We start from the raw sequence: 18,877 nt of genomic DNA, 5'->3' as shown, positions 1-18,877 counted from the left end.
CAGCACCATCACGGCGACCGTGAGCACGAGGTTGAACCAGAACAGCTTCGGGCGGAGCGTGGGGCGCTGGGGGTCGAGCATGGTGTCGGCCATCGCGGTGTCGGCGGGGTTCACGATCGCCCGCAGCGAGCTCGTCGAGATGCGGGCCACATCGGTGGAGAGGCGGCCCCGGCCGGTTCCGGATGCGCCGGATGACGACGCTCCCGAGGCGTTCGCGGTCGCCGATCCGTTGCCTGCCCGGCGCAGGAAGAAGCCACCCCGAGCATCCGTCGACGTCGACTCAGCCGCCTCGTCGGGCAGGTCGATCGTGCCCAATCTCTTGCGTTCCATGAGCCCCAGGTGCCACGCGAACACGAAGATGATGGCGAGACCCACGGCCATCGACGGGATCATCGGCACGAACACCTCGCTCGGCGAGAGGTCGAGTGCGGCGGCGGCGCGGGCCGTCGGGCCGCCCCAGGGCAGGATGTTCATGGTGCCGTTCGCGAGGCCCGCCACGACCGTGAGTACCACCGGACTGAGCCCCAGACGCAGGTAGATCGGCAGCATCGCGCTGGTCACCACGATGAACGTGGTGGATCCGTCGCCGTCGAGCGAGATGACCGCCGCGAGCAGGGCCGTGCCCACCACCACCTTCACGGGGTCGTGACCGACCACGCGCAGGATGATGCGCACCAGCGGGTCGAAGAGGCCGACGTCGATCATCAGACCGAAGTAGATGATGGCGAACATCAGCAGCGCGGCCGTGGGCGCGAGGCCTCCGATCGCCTCCATCGCCATGTCGCCGATGCCGAGCCCTGCACCGGCGAAGAGGCCGAAGATGGTCGGCACGATGATCAGCGCGAGCACGGGCGTCATCCGTTTGGTCATGATCAGCACCATGAAGGTGGCGACCATTCCGAACCCGAGTAGAACCAGCATCCGAGACTCCTTCGTCTTCTTCCGGCGTCGGCGGGTGGGCCGGCGTTCCGGACAGCGTAGGAAGGGCGGACGGATGCTCGCGCGCTACTGCGCATTGCGAGCGAATCGCGCGTTGAACCCGTTCTGCGCATTCTGCTCACCGGGCGTCGGAGGGCGTGGGTAGCATTCGGGCATGGCGATGGAGCGACGGGTGGCGGCGCGGCCCCGCCGTGCGCTCTTCACCCGCCAGATCAACCGCTGGATCGTGGCGGCGATGATCCTGGTGTCGGTGATCACGCTCGTGCTGTTCGCGGTGACGGGCTTCAACCGGCTGGTGCAGCAGACCCAGGAGTCGGCCCTCCGGGTGGCGCAGACCGTGGCCGAGACGCCGCGGGTGCGCGCGGCGGCCGAGACCGAGTCGGATCGCGCGGTGCCCTCCACCGACGCGCAGCTGGTCGACTCCGACCTCGACGACTACGCGCTCGAGGTGCAGGAGCGCACCGGGGCGCTGTTCGTGGTCGTGACCGATGACACGGGGCGCCGGCTCGCGCATCCGAATGCCGACGAGATCGGCGACCCGGTGTCGACGAGCCCGGATGCGGCGCTCCGCGGCGAGGAGGTCGTCAGCTGGGAGCACGGCACGCTCGGCGACTCCGCGCGGGCCAAGGTGCCGATCTACGGAGCCTCGGATCCCTCGCGCGTGGTCGGCGAGGTGAGCGTAGGCCTGCCTCCCGCCGAGGTGTGGTCGACCGTCTTGTCGGATGCCGTTCCGGTGGCGCTGTCGACCGCCTTCGCGCTCGGCGTGGGCGCGGTGCTCGCCGCGTTCATCACGCGCCGCTTGCGCACGAAGACGCTGGGCCTCGAGCCCGAGGAGCTGCTCGAGCTCGTGCACGATCAGCAGGCCGTGCTGCAGGGCGTCGACGACGGGGTGCTCGGGCTCTCGATCGACGGCGTCGTGACGGTGTGCAACGAGCGGGCGGCCGAGCTGCTGGGGCTCGGGCCGGCGGCTGCCGTGGGCCGGGGTGTGGAGCAGGCGATCCCGGATGCCGGGGTGCGGGAGCGCATCCGGAGCGCCTCGGGCACGGCGGGCGGCGCATCCGAGCCCCTGGTCGTCGGCAGCCGGCTGCTGTACGTCGACGTGCACGAGGTGCGGCGCGACGGGCGGCTGCTCGGGAGGGTGGTGATCGTGCGCGACGTCACCGACGTCGAGAACCTCTCCCGGAGGTTGACGGCCGTGGGCACCCTCGCCAGTGCCCTGCGCGAACAGCGGCACGAGTTCGCGAACCGCATCCACGTGGTGACCGGGTTGGTGCGGGCGGGCGACGGCGAGGAGGCGCTGCGCTATCTGGCCGAGATCGGCGAGCACGGTCCGGTGCGGTTCCCTCTGGAGGGGGCGGGACTCATCCGGGAGCCGTATCTGCAGGCGTTCCTCGGAGCGAAGGCGATGGAGGCCGAGCGACGCGGGGTGGTGCTGCGGATCGGCCCGGACGCCGAGGTGGTCGGCTCGCTGCAGCATCCGGAGGACGTGACGACCGTGCTCGGCAACCTGGTCGACAACGGCATCCGGGCGGCGGCCGCCTCTGCGCGGGTGCCGCGGTGGGTGGAGGTCGAGGCGTTGCGGCACGGCGACGAGCTGCACCTCTCGGTGATGGACTCGGGGGACGGGGTGGTGGGGGATCCGTTCGCGAGGCGCTCGCCGGGATCTGCGGCCGGGGCGGGGGCCGGGGCTGGCACCGGTACCGAATACGAGGACGGGCGCGGATCCTCGGCCGGGACGGCGCCGGCATTGGAGACGGAGCACGGCCACGGGATCGGCCTGCGTCTCTCGGCCGAGGTCGCGCGCAGGCACGGCGGCGAGCTCTGGCTCGCGATGGCCGGGCCCACCACGGGCGACCGCGCTCACGGCGCCGTGTTCTGCGCGCGCCTCGAGGATCAGTTCGAGCCGGAGGACGGCTCGTGAGCGCCGGCCCGGAGCGGTTTCGCGTGGTGGTGGTCGACGACGACTTCCACGTGGCCCGCCTGCACACCCGGATCGTGGACGGTGTCGAGGGCTTCTCCGTCGTCGGATCCGCCGGCACGGTCGCCGAGGCGCGCTCGCTGATCGACGCCGAGCGGCCCGACCTGCTGCTCGCCGACATCTACCTCCCCGACGGCAGCGGCCTCGACCTCGTGCGCGCCTACGACGTCGATGCGATCGTGCTGAGCGCCGCCGTCACCTCGGCGGCCGTGCGCCGGGCCTTCCAGCGCGGCGCCTTCGGCTACCTGGTGAAACCCTTCGCCGACGAACGGCTGGCCGAACTGCTGCACGCCTACGCGCGCTACCGCAACCTGCTCGACGCGGCCCCCGAGCTGAGCCAAGACGTCATCGAGCGCGCCCGCCGCGCTCTGCACGGCTCGGCGGCGCGGGAGTCGTCGGCCCGCCGTTCCCCCACCGAGACGGCCGTGCTCGAGGCGCTCGCCGCATCCGTCGACGCCCTCGCGGCCCCCGCCGTGGCCGAGCGGGTCGGCATCTCCCGCGCCACGGCCCAGCGCTACCTCTCCTCTCTCGCCCAGGAGGGCCAGCTCGCGATCGAGCTGCAGTACGGCGCCACAGGCCGCCCCGAGCACCGCTACCGCCCCGCCGGCCCCGCCACCCCCGCCGCTCCGAAGTAGAGCGCCGCCTCACTGGCCCACCGTGCCCGAAGTAGGCTGGGGCGTGTCCAAGGAGGACTGACATGCACGGTGAATACAAGGTGCCCGGCGGCAAGCTCGTGGTGGTCGATCTCGACGAGGTCGACGGGCGGATCGCGCAGTTCCGGCTGGCCGGCGACTTCTTCCTCGAGCCGGATGACGCGCTGCCGCTGATCGACGCGGCCGTGAACGGGCTGCCGGTGGGCAGCGACGCGGCCACGATCGCCGCCGCCGTGCGCGCCGCACTGCCGGCCGACGCCGTGCTGCTCGGCTTCAGCCCCGAAGCCGTCGCCGTCGCCGTGCGGCGGGCGCTCGCCGCCGCCACCGGCTGGGACGCCTACGAGTGGCAGCTCATCCACTCCGGCGCCGAGACACCGCAGATGCAGCTCGCGCTCGACGAGGTGCTCGCCATCGAGGTGGGCGAAGGGCGGCGCAAGCCCACCCTGCGCATCTGGGAGTGGAACGAGCCCGCCGTCGTGATCGGCAGCTTCCAGTCGGTGAAGAACGAGGTCGACCCCGAGAATGCGGCGAAGTACGGCTTCGAGATCGTACGGCGCATCTCCGGAGGCGGTGCCATGTTCATGGACGCCAACTCCGTCATCACCTATTCGATCTACGCCCCGGCCGCCCTGGTGCAGGGCATGTCGTTCGCCGACTCCTACGCCTTCCTCGACGAATGGGTGATCGTCGCCCTCAAGTCGCTCGGCATCGACGCGTTCTACCAGCCGCTGAACGACATCACCTCGGCCAAGGGCAAGATCGGCGGGGCCGCCCAGAAGCGGCTCGGCAACGGCGCGGTCATGCACCACGCCACCCTCAGCTACGACATGGACGGCGAGAAGATGGTGCAGGTGCTGCGCATCGGACGCGAGAAGATGAGCGACAAGGGCACCAAGTCGGCTGCCAAGCGCGTCGATCCGCTGCGCAGCCAGACCGGCCTGCCGCGCGCTGAGATCATCGACCGCCTGATCGGCACGTTCACGGGCCTCTACGGGGCGACGGACGGCGAGATCACCGCCGACGAGCGCGCCAAGGCCGAGGAGCTGGTGCGCACCAAATTCAGCACCCCCGAGTGGATCGGCCGCGTGCCGTGAGCGGGGCCCACGCCGCGGATGCTGCCGGATCGCGTCCGGCCGAGCTGCCCATCTACACGGTCGCCGAGCTCGACGCCGTGGCGCCGTTCGACGTGCCGTCGTTCACGAAGGAAGACGCCTACGAGCTCGGCACGATCGCGGCCGCCCTCATTCGTGAGCGCGGGCTGAATCTCGCGGTGGACGTGGTGCTGATCGACGACCCGGATGCCGCCGCCGCAGCATCCGTCGGCGCCGCCGGTTCGTCACCCACCGACGGCCTCGACCTCGTGTTCCGGGCGAAGCTCGGCTCGACCGGCCCGGGCAACGACCCCTGGCTGGCCGGCAAGGCGGCCGCCGCCCGGATGTTCGCGGTGCCGTCGCTGCTGGTGCGCCTGCGCCACGAGGAGGCGGGCACTCCGTTCGAGCAGGTCGACGACCGCGGCATCGACCACTCCTTCGTGCGGGCGCACGGCGGCTCGATCCCGATCTTCGTCGCCGGCGCCCTCGCCGGCACGATCACAACCTCGGGCGAGCCTGACGTCGTCGACCACCAGACGGCCTCCGACGCGGTCAGCGCCTACCTGGCGGCCCGCACTTCCTGAGGCGCCTGAGGCTTCGGCGGCGGGTCAGCGGAGCAGGCGAACGAGGTCGGCCCAGACCTCGGGGGCGACCGGGTAGGGAGCGCTGAAGGAGAGACGCGAGACGACACCGCCGAAGCGGGCGCGGAGGCCTTCCGCGACCTCGGCGGGGGTGCCGACCACGGCGAACTCGGCCAGCACCTCGTCGGAGACGGCGTCGGCCATCGCGTCCCACTCGCCGCGCACCGAGCCGGCGTGCAGGGTCTCGTGCAGGCCGTCCCAGCCGTGCAGCTCGAGCACTCCGCGGTACGCCGGCGTCGAACCGTAGAAGGCGATCTGCTTCTTGACGGCGCGGATCGCGGTGGCGAGTTCCGCATCCGTCGACCCGATCGCCACGAAAGCGGGGAGGCTGATCTCGACGTCGTCGCTGCCGTCGAGGGGTCGGCCGGCGGATGCCCGCCCACGACGCAGCGCAGGGATGCTCACTTCGTCGAGGTAGCGGCGGGTGGTGAAGCTGTGGCTGAGGAAGCCGTCGGCCACGGCGCCGGCCGTCTCGGTCATCAGTTCGCCCACGCCGGCGAGCAGGATGCGCGGGGTGCCGTGCGGGTTGGGTCCGGGGCTGAACATCGGCGACATCAGGGTGTGCGAGTAGAACTCGCCGCGGAAGTTCAGGCGCTCGCCCGTCTCCCAGCTCGCCCAGATGGCCCTCAGCGCCTCGACGTACTCGCGCATCCGCTTGGCCGGGTGCGACCAGGGCATGCTGAAGCGGCGCTCGATGTGCGGCTTGATCTGCGAACCGAGCCCCAGCGCGAAGCGGCCGCCCGAGACGAGCTGGAGGTCGTCGGCGAGCATCGCCGTGTTCATCGGGTTGCGCGCGAACGCCACCGCGATCGCGCTCGAGAGCTGCACGCGCGAAGTGGCGCGGGCGGCCAGGGCGAGGGCGACGAAGGGATCGTGGCTCGTCTCGGTGGCGAACACCCCGTCGAAGCCGCTCGCCTCCGCCTGCACGGCCGCCGCCTCGACCTGCAGCGGAGTGCTCGCGATGTCGCCGCCGGCGTCGAGGGCGAAGGGGGCGGCTGCGGCGGAGGTGGTGGCATCCGTCGTGTCGGGCGTCGGAGCATTCGGGAGGTGCGCGTCGGTGGGCATGGCATCCATCCCATCACGGGCGGATGCGCCGTGTCGTCGGGGCTGTGCGGTACCGACAGCGAGATCCGCTCGTGCGTGGCCGGCGATGTGGGAGTGCTCAGCCGCGGTCGACGAGCTCCTGGTAGTCGGGGTGGGTGTCGATGAAGTGGGCGACGTAGCTGCACTGGGGCACGACGGCGAGGGTGCCGCTCGTGCGCACGTCGTCGAGTGCGTACTGCACGAGCCGGCCGGCCAGTCCGCCTTCGCGCTTGGAGGGGTCGACCTCGGTGCGGATGAACACGATCGTGCCGCCCTCGATGCGGTAGTCGGCGAACCCGGCCACCTCACCGTCGACGCTGATGGTGTACCGGCTGTTCTCGGCCTCGTTGCGGATCTCGGTGCTCATGGTGTGCTGAGCGTACGCCCGGTTCCCGCGAACTGCCACAATGGCAGGATGCCCCATCCGCCGTCCCCGCTCGCGCGGTTCGGCGACGAGGCCCGCAGCGAGGGACTGGTGTTCCACGCCGACAACCTCGAGGTGCTGCCGACGTTCGCCGACGGCACGTTCACGGTGATCTACCTCGACCCGCCGTTCAACACCGGGCGCACGCAGAGCCGGCGATCGACGACGGCGGTGCGCACTCCGGTCGCGGAGCCGGCCGAGGCCGCCGTGGGCGGGACCGTGGGTACGACGACGGCGCCGGATGCGGCGACGACCCAGGATGCGCCGGTCGTCACGCCGGGCCGCGTCACCGGGTTCAAGGGTCGCCAGTACGACCGCATCAAGGGCGACCTGCTGCAGTACGACGACCGCTTCGACGACTACTGGTCGTTCCTGGAGCCCCGGATCGTGGAGGCCTGGCGCCTGCTCGCCGACGACGGCACCCTCTATCTGCACCTGGATTACCGCGAGGCGCACTACGCGAAAGTGCTGCTCGACGCCCTGTTCGGCCGCGACAGTTTTCTCAACGAGATCATCTGGGCCTACGACTACGGCGCGAAGTCGAAGAAGCACTGGCCCACCAAGCACGACACGATCCTGGTGTACGTGAAGAACCCGGCGGCGTATTACTTCGACTCGACGACCGTCGATCGCGAGCCGTACATGGCGCCCGGGCTCGTGACGCCCGAGCGGGCCGCGCTCGGCAAGCTGCCGACGGATGTCTGGTGGCACACGATCGTGTCGCCGACCGGCCGGGAGAAGACCGGCTACCCCACGCAGAAGCCCGAGGGCATCCTGCGGCGGATCGTGCAGGCGTCGTCGCGCGAGGGCGACTGGGTGCTCGACTTCTTCGCCGGCAGCGGCACCGCGGGCGCCGTCGCCGCGGCGCTCGGCCGCAACTACGTGCTCGTCGACCAGAACCCCGCGGCGATCGACGTCATCCGTCGCCGCCTGCCCGGCGCGACCTTCGCCTAGCGGGTTCACTCCAGCGAGTCTGAGCGTGAGCTCGTGCATAGTGGCCGAGGTTGATCTGAGACTCGCTGGAGTGAACCGGGATGCTGAGGGGGTCGGCAACAGCGGCGACGAACGTGACCGGATCAGGCGGAGGCGCCCGGGGCCAGCGTGAGGATCTCGGCGCCGTCCTCCGTGATCGCGATCGTGTGCTCGCTGTGGGCGGTGCGGCTGCCGGTGGCGCTGCGCAGGGTCCAGCCGTCGGCGTCGGTGACCAGGCGATCCGTGCCGATCATCACCCAGGGCTCGAGGGCGAGCAACAGGCCCGGCCGCAAGCGGTAGCCGCGGCCGGGGCGGCCGTCGTTCGAGACGTGCGGATCCTGGTGCATGGTCGAGCCGATGCCGTGGCCGCCGAACTCGAGGTTGATCGGGTAGCCGGCCTCGCTCAGCACGGTGCCGATGGCGTACGAGAGGTCACCGATGCGGGCCCCGGGGCCGGCCGCGGCGATGCCGGCGGCGAGGGCACGCTCGGTGGCGGCGATCAGGGCGACGCTCTCGGCAGGCCGGGAGGCGCCCACCAGAAAGCTGATCGCCGAGTCGGCGGCGAGGCCGTCGAGCGAGACCGCGAGGTCGAGCGTCAGCAGGTCGCCGTCGCGCAGCGCGTAGTCGTGCGGCATCCCGTGCAGCACCGCGTCGTTGACGGCCGTGCAGATGTAGTGGCCGAACGGGCCGCGTCCGAAGGAGGGCGCGTAGTCGACGTAGCAGGAGACCCCTCCCGCCTCGGCGATCATCTCGGAGGCCCAGCGGTCGATCTCGAGCAGGTTCGTGCCGACGGCGGTACGGCCCTGGAGCGTCTGCAGGATCGTCGCGACCAGCGCTCCGGCCGCTCGGGCGCGGGGCAGTTCGGCGGGCGTGAGGATCTCGATCATGCGGGCCTTTCCCGGGCCGCGCTCCCGCGACCCAATAACTATCCCACTCAGCCTAGCCGGGCTCACGCTCTAACTGGTATTCCTATCCCGGTATTAGAATCGGGAGCATGATGGTGCGCCTCTCCCTCACGCCCGCCGAACTCGAGCGCGGCAGGCGCCTCGGCGCGCTTCTGCGCCAGGCCAGGGGCGAGCGCTCGATGCTCGAGACGGCGCTCGCCGCGGGAATCTCGCCCGAAACCCTGCGCAAGATCGAGTCGGGTCGCGTCGCGACCCCCGCCTTCTCCACGATCGCGGCGATCGCCGAGGTGCTCGGCCTCTCACTCGACGCGGTCTGGGCTGCGGTGCAGCCGATGCCGCAGTCTCAGGCGCAGGTGGCCAGCGCCTGATCCGAGGCGCTGCCGCATCGCACCTCACCACACAGTGCAGGCCGAGCCGGAGCGCTGCCGCTCGGTTCACTCCAGCGAGTCTCGGCGCGAGCTCGCTCATAGTGGCCGAGGTCGGTCTGAGACTCGCTGGAGTGAACCGCCGCCGCCGCGTAGCGGCTACGCCGAAGCGCGCACCACGAGCGTCGTCGGGATGATCGTGCGGCGGGGCGCCTCCTGGCCGGCGATCAGCCGCACCAGCAGCTCGGCCATGCTCGCTCCGAGGTCGGCGGAGGGCTGGTTCACGGTCGTCAACGGCGGGGTGAGCGTGCTGGCGAAGGTGTCGTCGTCGTAGCCGACCACCGCCACATCGCTCGGCACCGAGAGCCCGTGGGCGTGCAGCACCTGGATCGCTCCCGCCGCCATCTGGTCGTTCGCCACGAACACGGCGTCGATCGGATCGCCGGAGGCCGCGGCATCCGGGGATGCGGCATCCGTTCGCATCAGCAACCGGGCCATCGCCTCGGCACCCGAGGATTGCGAGAAGTCGCCGTACTCGACCAGCGAGGGATCGCCTCCGGCCGCGGCCACCGACTCCCGCCAGCCGGCGAGGCGGTCGATGCCGGCCGGCATGTCCTGCCGCCCCGCGATGGTGGCGATGCGCCGACGTCCCAGGCCGATCAGATGATCGGTGGCGAGGCGAGCGCTCGCGCGGTTGTCGACGTCGACGTAGTAGGCGTCCGAGAGCTCCGGATGCAGCGGCCGGCCGCCGAAGACGATCGGCAGCGAGTCGCCCAGCCCGACATACGAATGGTCTTCGGCGTGATGCGAGACCACGAGCGCACCGTCGACGTTGCCGCCCTGCAGATAGCGCCGGGTCTTCTCGGGCCGGGCCTCCGACGCGATCAGGAGGTTCAGCGTGTAGTTCGTGTCGGACAGCGCCCGGGCCACCCCGCGCACCACCGGCGCGAAGAACGGGTCGGCGAACACCGTCGAGGTCGACTCCGGCACGATCAGCGCGATCACGTCGGTGCGCCGGCTCGCGAGCGAGCGCGCCACCCGGTTCGGCACGTAGTTCAGGCGTGCCACGGCTGCGTTCACCACCGTGATCACCTCGGGGTTGACGCTGGTGGAGCCGTTCACCACCCGCGAGACGGTGGCGCGCGAGACTCCGGCCTCGGCGGCCACCATCTCCAGGGTCGGGTTGCGGTACACGAGGCTCAGGATAGCGAGCCGGGTGCACCGGCGGCTGACGAACGGCCCGCCGCACCCGACGACGAAGCGGCCGCGTCCGATGCCGCGATCACGTCCGCGTAGGCCAGCGCGCTGTCCTTGGGCGTGCGCACGAGCGTGTCGTAGTCGACCCGCACGATGCCGAAGCGCTTGCCGTAGCCCCAGGCCCATTCGAAGTTGTCCAGCAGCGACCACACGAAGTAGCCGCGCACGTCGGCGCCGTCGGCGATCGCATCCGACACCGCCTGGATGTGGTCGAGGATGTACTGCGTGCGCGCGGCGTCATGGATGGCGCCATCGGGCGACACCTCGTCGTCGTAGGCCGCGCCGTTCTCGGTGACGTACAGCGGCGGCAGCGTCGGGTACTCGCGGCCGAGGCGCACGAGCAGCGTACGGAGGCCGGCCGGGTGCACCTCCCAGCCCATGCCGGTGAGCGGCAGGCCGCGCAGCGGGAACGTGACGTACTCCGAGCCCACGAACGGCGAGCTCACGCTGCGCCCGCCGGCGACCGCGTGCGGGTCGGCGGGCACGATCGACGGATCGACGGGGGCAGCCAGCGGATGACCGCTCACCTGGTCGTCGTGGTAGTGGTTGACGCCGAGGAACTCCAGCGGCTGCGCGATGATCTCGAGGTCGCCCGGCCGCACGAGGCCGGTCTCGCTCACCTCGTCGAGCCCCCACTCGGCGAGGTCGCGGCGGATGTCGGCCGGGTACTCCCCGCGCAGCAGCGGGTCGAGGAAGATGCGGTTGTTCAGGGCGTCGATCCGGCGCGCGGCCTCCACGTCGACCGGGTCGGAGGGATTCTGCGGCACCGCGTTGGTGAGGTTCAGCGTGATACCGAGGTTCGGCGCGCCGAGTTCGCGCAGCCGCGACACGGCCAGGCCGTGCGCGAGGTGCTGGTGGTGCACCGCGGCGACCGCGGCGGCGGGTTCCTGTCGGCCGGGAGCGTGCACGCCCGATCCGTAGCCCAGAAGCGACGAGCAGAACGGCTCGTTGAAGGTGGTCCAGTGCTGCACGCGGTCGCCGAGCGCCTCGTAGACGACCTCGGCGTAGTCGCGGAAGCGGTAGGCGGTGTCGCGGTTCGCCCAGCCGCCCTCGTCTTCGAGAGCCTGCGGGAGGTCCCAGTGGTAGAGCGTGAGCCAGGGCAGCACGCCGGCGCCGAGCAGCTCGTCGACCAGGCGGGAGTAGAAGTCGAGACCGGCCTGGTTGGTGGAGGCGTCATCCGGGCGGATGCGCGCCCAGCTCGTGGAGAAGCGGTAGGAGTGCAGACCCAGCTGCTTCATCAGCGCCACGTCTTCGGGCATCCGGTGGTAGTGGTCGACGGCCACGTCGAGCGTGTCGCCGTTCAGCACGGCGCCGGGGACGCGGGCGAAGGTGTCCCAGACGGAGGCCTTCTTGCCGTCGTCGAAGGCGGCTCCTTCGATCTGGGCGGCGGCCGTGGCCGAACCCCAGAGGAATCCGGGTGGGAAAGACGTGGTCATGGTGTGCACTGCTCCTTCGCAGGGTGCTCGGGCTCCCGATGGGTCTGAGAGCGCTCTCTCCCAGAGTACCGGGCATCCGCGGTCGTAACAGAACTTCGTAAAAGGCCCTCTGACCAGGCGGGCGTGGCACCCTGGGTGACCATGAGCGTTCACGACCCCGCACAGCCGCATCCCCGGCCCCGCCGCGGCTTCGCCACCGAGCAGGTGCACGCCGGTGCCGAGCCGCACGTTCCGGGCGGCGCGAACCCCCGGGTCACGCCCATCCACCTCACCGCGGGCTTCGTGTTCGACGACTTCGACCAGGCGCACGACCGTTTCACCGGCGGTGACGACGGCTTCAGCTACACCCGCCTCGGCAACCCCACGAACTCGGCGCTCGAACGGCGGATCGCCGCCCTCGAGGGCGGATCGCACGCCATCCTGGTCGGCAGCGGGCAGGCCGCGGTGGCCTCGGCCGTGCTCGGCCTCGCCTCGGCCGGCGACCACCTCGTCTCGGCGTCGAGCATCTACGAGGGATCGCGCAGCCTGTTCACCGAGAACTTGGGGCGCCTGGGCATCGGCACCGACTTCGTGCTCGACGCGAACGACCCGCTCGCCTGGGAGCTCGCCATCCGGCCGAACACCAAGGCGCTGTTCGTGGAGTCGATCCCGAACCCCAAGAACGATCTCGTCGACATCGCGCTGGTGGCCGACGTGGCGCACCGGCACGGCATCCCGCTGATCGTCGACAACACCTTCGCCACGCCCTACCTGCTGCGGCCGATCGAGCACGGCGCCGACATCGTGGTGCACTCGGCGTCGAAGTTCCTCGCGGGGCACGGCTCGGTGCTCGGCGGCGTGATCGTGAGCGGCGACGCGTTCGACTGGTCGGTGACGGCGGCCGACGGATCGGCGCGGTTCCCGCACCTGGACTCCCCGGTGGCCTCGCTCGGCGGGCAGAGCCTGGCGGCCGTTCACGGGCCGGCCGCGTTCCTCGCCTTCACTCGTGACGTGGTGGTGGCGCGGTTCGGACCGACGCCCTCGCCCCTGAACGCGTTCCTCATCCTGCAGGGCATCGAGACGCTGTCGCTGCGGGTCGACCGGCAGTCGGCCTCCGCGCTCCAGGTGGCGCGCTGGCTCGAACAGCAGCCGGAGGTGGCATCCGTCGACCATGCCGGGCTCGACTCCAGCCCCTCGCGCGCGCTCGCGGCGCGGTATCTGCCGCGCGGTCAGGGCTCGGTGTTCGCGTTCACGGTGCACGGCGGCACGGCGGCGGCGCGCACGCTGATCGACTCGGCCGAGCTGTTCACCCGCATGACGCACCTCGGTGACGTGCGCTCGCTCGTCCTGCACCCCGCGTCGACCACGCACGCCGGGCGCACTCCGGAGCAGCGGGCCGAGGGCGGCATCGGGGACGGGCTGATCCGGCTCTCGATCGGCGTCGAGGACGCCGCCGACCTGATCGCCGACCTCGAGCAGGCGCTGGCGGCCGTGCGAGCAGCGGGGCACGTCGCGGCCGATCAGGTCGCGGCGGCTGAGACGAGCGAGCAGCTGGAAGGCATCGCGCTGCGGGCAGAGGCCGCGGGGATCCAGGCGTGAGCCGGCCCCAGCACTTCGGCTGGTTCCTCTCCCGCGGCTTCGGGCCGCAGGGCTGGGGGCAGCCGAGCTGGGACTGGGGGCACCGCTGGCAGGAGCCCGAGCTCTACCAGCAGTCGGTGCGCGCGCTCGAGCAGGCCGGGTTCGACCTCGTGATCATCGAAGACGCGCTCTCGCTCGGCAACGCCGACACCCTCGATCTGCGCATCCGCAGTGCCTACGGCGGTCCGAAGCACGACCCGCTGCTGCTCGCGCCCTACCTCTTCGACGTCACGCAGCACATCGGCATCGCGCCGACGGTGAATCCGCTGGCCTACTCGCCGTACCAGGCGGCCCGGCAGTTCGCCACGCTGCAGCACCTGAGCGCGCACCGCTTCGGCATCAACGTGGTGACGGATGTCGGCAGCTCGCGTCACTTCGGCGTGCCCGCCCTCGACCACGACGGCGCCTACGACCGGGCCGAGGAATGGCTCGGCGCGGTGAAGGCGCTGTGGCACAGCTGGGGAACGGATGCGCTCATCGCGGATGCCGCGACCGGTCACTTCGCCGACGGCACCCACCTCGACCCCGTGCGGCACCGCGGCGAGCACTTCACGTTCGACGGGCCCTTGAACGCGCTGCCGTTCGGGGAGCTGAGCGGTGGCGGTGGTGTCGGTGGCCGCGCGAGCGCCTCGGCGGCCTCGGCGGAGGCCCGATCCGGAGACCCCATCGTGGTGTCGCCCGGCGGCTCGCCGCGCGGTCTCGACTTCGCCGGCACGAACTCTCAGGTGCAGCTCGCGCTGGCCTCGCTCGACACCGACACCATCCGTGCCTACCGCCAGAAGGTGCTCGCGGCGGCGCAGGCGCACGGGCGCACGGCGGCCGACATCGACATCCTGTTCGTGTTCAAGCCGATCGTCGCGGCCAGCCCCGAGGAGGCCGACCGTATCGTGGCGGCCTCCGCGCACCCCTCCGACGAGGCCCTGCTGGCGATCGCCGCCGGCCAGTCCAGCGACCTCGAGACCGACCTCACGAAGCTCGACCTCGACCGGCCCATCGACCCCGCGATCTTCGGCGACCACGTGTCGCGCGGCAGCATCAAGGGCCTGCTCGGCGCATTCGACGGCTTCGCGGATGCGACCCTGCGCGAGATCCTCACCGCCAAGGCCCGCCTCGGCCGGTTCTCCGACCGCAGCGGATTCGTCGGCACCGCCGACGAGATCGCCGACTTCATCGCCGAGATCGGCGACGACGCCGACAACGACGGCTTCATCTTCTCGGGCGACTTCCACCCCACGACCGTGTACCGGATGCTCGGCGACCTCGTGCCCATCCTGCGCCGCCGCGGCATCCTCCGCCGCGAGTACGGGAATGGCGGTTTGCGGGGGAACCTGCGGGACTTCTGACTGGCTGCGCCAGAGACCTCTCGCCTTCGGCGAGGGGCCTCTGGCGGTCGCGCCGGTCCCCGCCCGGCGCGAGGGGACATGTTCGGGTGCGGTCGCTGTCGCGGCCACGCCCTCACCCTGGGTCGAGTGGGTGGGCCCTGAGACTGAGTGTGCTCGTCCAGGCGCCTTCGGCTGGAGCCGGTGGACTCAAGACTTCGGGCCGTCGCGCGGGCGCCGCATTCGGTCAGCGGATGCAGAAATAACGAGGACCGACCCCGTATACGGCGTCGGTCCTCGTCGAAAGTGCATCCGCTGACGCGACGGGGTTAGCGCGAGCCTCCTGCGGGGGGCTGCACCGGGGTGCTGCGGGTGGTGACATCCGGGAGCACCATCGCGCCGACCGACTCGGCGGCGAGCTGGGCCTGGACGGCCGGGTCGTTCGCGGCGTCGTCTGCTGCTTCGGAGTGGGCTCGCGCCTGCGCGGCGGCGGCGTTGTCGGCCGACTCCTCGAGGGCCGACTTCGCCCGCAGCGGCGTCGCCTTGAGGAAGAACGAGAGCACGAAGGCCACCGACACCACCGCGAGGCACACCCAGAACACCGTCGAGGTGGCATTCGCCCAGGCGTCGACGAAGGGCAGCGTGAGCCGCGAGTCGGCGCCCACCAGGAACGAGGTGTCGCCGCTCAGCGCGTCGCCGATCGAGGCCGGGTCGGTCTGCGCGTTCCCGAGGATCTGCAGGATCGCCGCGTTCGCCGGGTCGCTCTGCACCGCGGGATCGGCGGCCGCGGTCTGCGCTCCGGCCAGGATCGTCGGGTTCGTGAACGCCGCCGGCAGGGTCGCGCCGAGACGCGAGAACAGCACCGAGAACACCACGGCCGTGCCCAGCGTTCCGCCGATCGACCGGAAGAACGTCGACGACGAGGTGGCCACACCGATGTCCCGCGGGCCCACCGAGTTCTGCGAGGCGATGGTGAGGGTCTGCATCAGCTGGCCGAGTCCGAGGCCGATGACGAGCATCCCGAGCAGCATGTACCAGATCGGCTTGTCGGCCGAGACGAAGGTCATGTAGAAGAACGCCGCCACGAGCAGGCCGGTGCCGATGATCGGGAACATCTTGTACCGCCCGGTGCGCGAGATCAGCTGACCGGAGACGATCGAGGAGATCATCAGCCCGAGCACCATCGGGATCATCATCAGGCCCGCCTCGGTGGGCGTGGCGCCGGCGGCGATCTGCAGGTAGTTCGGGATGGTCATCATCGCGCCGAACATGCCGAAACCGACCAGCACGCCCAGGATGGTGGCCATCGAAAACGTCGGCGAGCGGAACAGCTTGAGCGGGATGATCGCGTCGTCGCCCATCCGGCGCTCGATCAGGATGAAGGCGATCAGGCCGATCGGGGCGATCACGTAGCAGGCGATGGCGCCGGCGGAGCCCCAGCCCCACTCGCGCCCCTGCTCGGCCACCAGCAGGATCGGCACGACGGTGAGGATGATGGCGGCGACTCCGCCCCAGTCGATGCGCACCGCGCGCTTGGTGTGCGGGATGTGCAGGAACAGCAGCACGATCACCATCGCGACGGCGCCGATCGGCAGGTTGAGCAGGAAGATCCAGCGCCAGCCGGTGATGCCGAGGATCTCGGGGGCGCCCGAGAGCAGACCGCCGAGCAGCGGGCCGATCACGCTGGAGATGCCGAAGGTGGCCAGGAAGTAGCCCTGGTACTTGGCGCGCTCGCGGGGCGCGAGGATGTCGCCCATCACGGTGAGCGCGAGCGACATCAGGCCACCGGCACCGAGACCCTGGATGGCGCGGAAGATCGCGAGCTCGTACATGTTCGTGGCGAGGCCGGCCAGCAGGGAGCCGATCAGGAAGATCGCGATCGCGATGATGTAGAGCGGGCGACGGCCGAAGATGTCGGAGAGCTTGCCGTAGAGCGGCGTGGAGATGGTCGACATGATCAGGTAGCCGGTGGTCACCCAGGCCTGCAGCGAGATGCCGTCGAGGTCGTCGCCGATGGTGCGCATCGAGGTGCCGACGATGGTCTGGTCCAGCGATGCCAGGAACATGCCCGCCATCAGGCCGAAGATGATGAACAGGATCTGGCGGTGGGTCATCTTGCCGCCGGCCTCGTCGAAGGCCTTCTGGCGGGCCGCCGAGGCGTCGGCCGACTTGGAGCGGCGGGTGGACGATGATTCGGAACGAGACACGAGCATCCTCAGAACGCGGAAGACAGGGGGGTGGCGCGAAATTTGCGCAGGCTGCAAAGTTACACCCTCTGCAGAACGATCACCAACCAAGGCTGACCTGCCTTCGACTCCCGTCGCCGCCCTGCACGCCTAGGCTTGGTGCAATGGAGTCCCTGCGCCGAGTGGTCATCGCCGGGCACGTCTGCATCGACGAGAACATCACGGCGACGGCGACGGTGCGTGCGATCGGCTCGCCCGCCGCCTTCATGGCTCCGGTGCTCGAGGCGAACGGCGTCGAGGTGCGCGTCGCGGCCCCGCACGGGCGTGATTTCGGCGCGCTGGAGGCCCAGGATGCGGCGACTCGCCCGCTGGCCATGCTCGAGCCGGCCCGCGGCGACCACACCCTCGTCTTCGTCAACGACGTGCGGGGCGAGCGGCGCCGGCAGTCGGTGCGACGGATCGGATCGGCGCGGCTCGCGCACCCGGACGAGGCGGTGCGCCGGGCCCTCGGCGTGGCGGACGCCCTTCTGTTCGCGCCGCTGCTGGCCGATCCGCCGGTCTCCGTCGTGGCCGACTACGTGTGTGCCGTGCCGGTCGGTGCCCTGCGGATGGTGCTGCTGCAGGGGTACCTCCGTCAGGCCGGCGAGGTTCCGGATGCCCGGGGAGACCTGCCCGTGCGCTCATGGGTCTTCGCCGAGGTGCCGGAGCTGATGGCGCTGTTCGACGTCGCGGTGCTCAGCGACGAAGACGTGCCCGACGTCGATCGGCTGGTCGACGGATGGGCGGCCGCACATCCCGGAGTGGCGATCGTGGTCACGCGTGGCCCGCGCGGAGCATCCGTGCACCGAGGCCGGTTCCGGCAGGACGTGCCGGCGTACGCCGTGGGGCCGATCGCGCCGGAAGCGCTGATCGGAGCCGGGGACGTGTTCGCCGCCGAGCTCGCTCTCGCGCTGCTCGAGGAGGCCGGTGAGGGCCGTCCGCGCGGGGCCGACGGAGAGGCCGGCCGCGGGCTCGACCCGAACCTGCTGACCGAGGCGGTGGCGCGGGCGAACCGTGCCACCGCGCTCCGGCTCGTCTCGCACTGAGTCGGGAGGCTGCGGGGTCGTCGGTGCGATGCGACGACCCGAATGGGGCATCGGGGGCGTCAGGAGCGTCAGGCCGAGGGTGAAGGAGCGGGCGAAGGGCGGGTGGTCCTCCTGCCTGCCAAGGGTGAAATGTGCGTTCGGGCGAGCGAGCGGCATTGGCGGCAATCCGATTGCGCGGTTGGCTACGAAGCATGTGCGACACCCCGCATTCGGGGGGTTCGACCCGAGCCTCCCCTTACGTAATAGGAGATCCGTGAACGAGAACACCCTCAACGTCGACCGCCGTACCCTCCTCGCCGGAGCCGCCTGGTCGGTTCCCGTCGTCGCGCTGGCCGTTGCGACACCTTTCGCCGCCGCTTCCACGGTGAACAACCTCTACGTGCAGTGGGGAGGATTCGAGGATGCCGCCGTCGTCGGAACCGCCGCTGACAGCACCCCCATCACCCTGCGCCGGCCCACCGAGGTCGACATGTTCAACGGCTCGTCCACCGAAGCGGTGCCCGCCGGCCAGAGCGTCACGATGACGCTCGTCCAGACCGCCGGAGCGTCACTCGCCGCCGGCAGCGTGGTCTTCCGCTCCGTCTCCGGATCGGTCACGAACGTGGCAGGCATCGGCACCTCGACCGTCACCTTCGACACCGACGCAGAGATCCCCGCGCCCAGCGGATCGCTCGTCGCGCTGGTGGAGATCGGCCTGAGCGACGCGCCCGTGCAGGGTGTCGGCGAAGCGACCACGTGGTCGTTCACCTGCACGGTGCCCTCCACCACGGTCGGCGAGTCGGTCGACAACACGCTTTCGGCGTGGACGGGCGCTTCCACGGTCGCCACTCCGTAGGGCGCGCTCCCGCTCGCCGGGGTGAACGCGGCGAGCGGGACGAGGTTGTCCACAACCTCTAATCTGAGCTTGCCTCACGATTGCTGATGGG

17 protein-coding genes are annotated in these 18,877 nt (G+C 70.9%); 10 read left to right on the top strand and 7 right to left on the bottom strand.

Annotated features, from left to right (window positions below):
- Nucleotides 1–921 (bottom strand): citrate:proton symporter (locus Q0D75_RS16740; protein ID WP_291055969.1); only part of this gene is annotated, 921 nt, incomplete at its 3' end.
- Between the two features lie 172 nt (nucleotides 922–1,093).
- Here Q0D75_RS16740 and Q0D75_RS16735 point away from each other — a divergent pair.
- The 4 genes from Q0D75_RS16735 to Q0D75_RS16720 all read left to right on the top strand — a co-directional run bounded on the left by Q0D75_RS16735 (nucleotide 1,094) and on the right by Q0D75_RS16720 (nucleotide 5,245).
- Nucleotides 1,094–2,860, top strand: coding sequence for an ATP-binding protein (locus Q0D75_RS16735; RefSeq protein ID WP_291055966.1), 1,767 nt, complete (start codon nucleotides 1,094–1,096; stop codon nucleotides 2,858–2,860).
- Entirely contained in the window at nucleotides 2,857–3,552 is a 696-nt protein-coding gene (locus Q0D75_RS16730) for a response regulator (RefSeq protein WP_291055964.1), read from the top strand. Before Q0D75_RS16735 ends, Q0D75_RS16730 begins: the two co-directional genes overlap by 4 nt.
- Nucleotides 3,553–3,614: 62 nt before the next feature.
- Nucleotides 3,615–4,664: a biotin/lipoate A/B protein ligase family protein gene (locus Q0D75_RS16725; protein WP_291055962.1), complete on the top strand. Its 1,050-nt coding sequence runs from the start codon at nucleotides 3,615–3,617 to the stop codon at nucleotides 4,662–4,664.
- Nucleotides 4,661–5,245, top strand: coding sequence for a heme-binding protein (locus Q0D75_RS16720; RefSeq protein WP_291055961.1), 585 nt, complete (start codon nucleotides 4,661–4,663; stop codon nucleotides 5,243–5,245). The genes Q0D75_RS16725 and Q0D75_RS16720 overlap by 4 nt, the downstream gene beginning before the upstream one ends.
- Nucleotides 5,246–5,269: 24 nt before the next feature.
- On the opposite strand, the gene Q0D75_RS16715 is transcribed toward Q0D75_RS16720, so the two are convergent.
- The gene (locus Q0D75_RS16715) at nucleotides 5,270–6,367 is read right to left on the bottom strand and encodes a TIGR03617 family F420-dependent LLM class oxidoreductase (protein WP_291055958.1); all 1,098 of its coding nucleotides are present in this window, start codon (nucleotides 6,365–6,367) and stop codon (nucleotides 5,270–5,272) included.
- Between the two features lie 97 nt (nucleotides 6,368–6,464).
- The gene (locus Q0D75_RS16710) at nucleotides 6,465–6,752 is read right to left on the bottom strand and encodes a GNAT family N-acetyltransferase (protein ID WP_291055955.1); all 288 of its coding nucleotides are present in this window, start codon (nucleotides 6,750–6,752) and stop codon (nucleotides 6,465–6,467) included.
- A gap of 48 nt (nucleotides 6,753–6,800) precedes the next feature.
- Here Q0D75_RS16710 and Q0D75_RS16705 point away from each other — a divergent pair, with 48 nt between their 5' ends.
- Nucleotides 6,801–7,763 carry a site-specific DNA-methyltransferase gene (locus Q0D75_RS16705; protein WP_291055952.1) on the top strand — a complete coding sequence of 321 codons (963 nt, stop codon included), beginning with the start codon at nucleotides 6,801–6,803 and terminating at the stop codon, nucleotides 7,761–7,763.
- A 122-nt stretch (nucleotides 7,764–7,885) separates the two neighbouring features.
- Here Q0D75_RS16705 and map read toward each other — a convergent pair whose 3' ends face one another.
- On the bottom strand, nucleotides 7,886–8,668 hold the full coding sequence (gene map, locus Q0D75_RS16700; protein WP_291055949.1) for a type I methionyl aminopeptidase: 783 nt from the start codon (nucleotides 8,666–8,668) through the stop codon (nucleotides 7,886–7,888).
- A gap of 110 nt (nucleotides 8,669–8,778) precedes the next feature.
- Here map and Q0D75_RS16695 point away from each other — a divergent pair, with 110 nt between their 5' ends.
- Nucleotides 8,779–9,054, top strand: coding sequence for a helix-turn-helix transcriptional regulator (locus Q0D75_RS16695; RefSeq protein WP_291055978.1), 276 nt, complete (start codon nucleotides 8,779–8,781; stop codon nucleotides 9,052–9,054).
- 156 nt (nucleotides 9,055–9,210) lie between these two features.
- On the opposite strand, the gene Q0D75_RS16690 is transcribed toward Q0D75_RS16695, so the two are convergent.
- Together Q0D75_RS16690 and Q0D75_RS16685 are read right to left on the bottom strand one after the other, a co-directional pair.
- A complete protein-coding gene (locus Q0D75_RS16690) occupies nucleotides 9,211–10,221 on the bottom strand; it encodes a LacI family DNA-binding transcriptional regulator (RefSeq protein ID WP_291055975.1) in 1,011 nt (336 codons plus the stop codon).
- Between the two features lie 29 nt (nucleotides 10,222–10,250).
- A complete protein-coding gene (locus Q0D75_RS16685; protein WP_291055946.1) occupies nucleotides 10,251–11,744 on the bottom strand; it encodes a family 1 glycosylhydrolase in 1,494 nt (497 codons plus the stop codon).
- 141 nt (nucleotides 11,745–11,885) lie between these two features.
- On the opposite strand from Q0D75_RS16685, the gene Q0D75_RS16680 reads away from it, so the two are divergent.
- Together Q0D75_RS16680 and Q0D75_RS16675 are read left to right on the top strand one after the other, a co-directional pair.
- Nucleotides 11,886–13,322 (top strand): aminotransferase class I/II-fold pyridoxal phosphate-dependent enzyme, encoded by a 1,437-nt coding sequence (locus Q0D75_RS16680; protein ID WP_291055943.1) that lies wholly within the window; start codon nucleotides 11,886–11,888, stop codon nucleotides 13,320–13,322.
- Entirely contained in the window at nucleotides 13,319–14,704 is a 1,386-nt protein-coding gene (locus Q0D75_RS16675; RefSeq protein ID WP_291055941.1) for an LLM class flavin-dependent oxidoreductase, read from the top strand. Before Q0D75_RS16680 ends, Q0D75_RS16675 begins: the two co-directional genes overlap by 4 nt.
- A 305-nt stretch (nucleotides 14,705–15,009) precedes the next feature.
- Here Q0D75_RS16675 and Q0D75_RS16670 read toward each other — a convergent pair whose 3' ends face one another.
- Entirely contained in the window at nucleotides 15,010–16,794 is a 1,785-nt protein-coding gene (locus tag Q0D75_RS16670) for an MDR family MFS transporter (RefSeq protein WP_291055972.1), read from the bottom strand.
- 236 nt (nucleotides 16,795–17,030) lie between these two features.
- Between Q0D75_RS16670 and Q0D75_RS16665 the strand changes: the two genes are divergently transcribed.
- Together Q0D75_RS16665 and Q0D75_RS16660 are read left to right on the top strand one after the other, a co-directional pair.
- On the top strand, nucleotides 17,031–17,951 hold the full coding sequence (locus Q0D75_RS16665; RefSeq protein ID WP_291055940.1) for a hypothetical protein: 921 nt from the start codon (nucleotides 17,031–17,033) through the stop codon (nucleotides 17,949–17,951).
- 253 nt (nucleotides 17,952–18,204) lie between these two features.
- Entirely contained in the window at nucleotides 18,205–18,786 is a 582-nt protein-coding gene (locus tag Q0D75_RS16660) for a hypothetical protein (protein WP_291055937.1), read from the top strand.
- Nucleotides 18,787–18,877: the final 91 nt, after the last annotated feature.

Source organism: Herbiconiux sp. (assembly GCF_023264855.1).
Lineage (GTDB): Bacteria > Actinomycetota > Actinomycetes > Actinomycetales > Microbacteriaceae > Herbiconiux.
The sequence above is the reverse complement of the archived record's forward strand: the minus strand, read 5'-3'. Positions and strand labels throughout refer to the sequence as shown.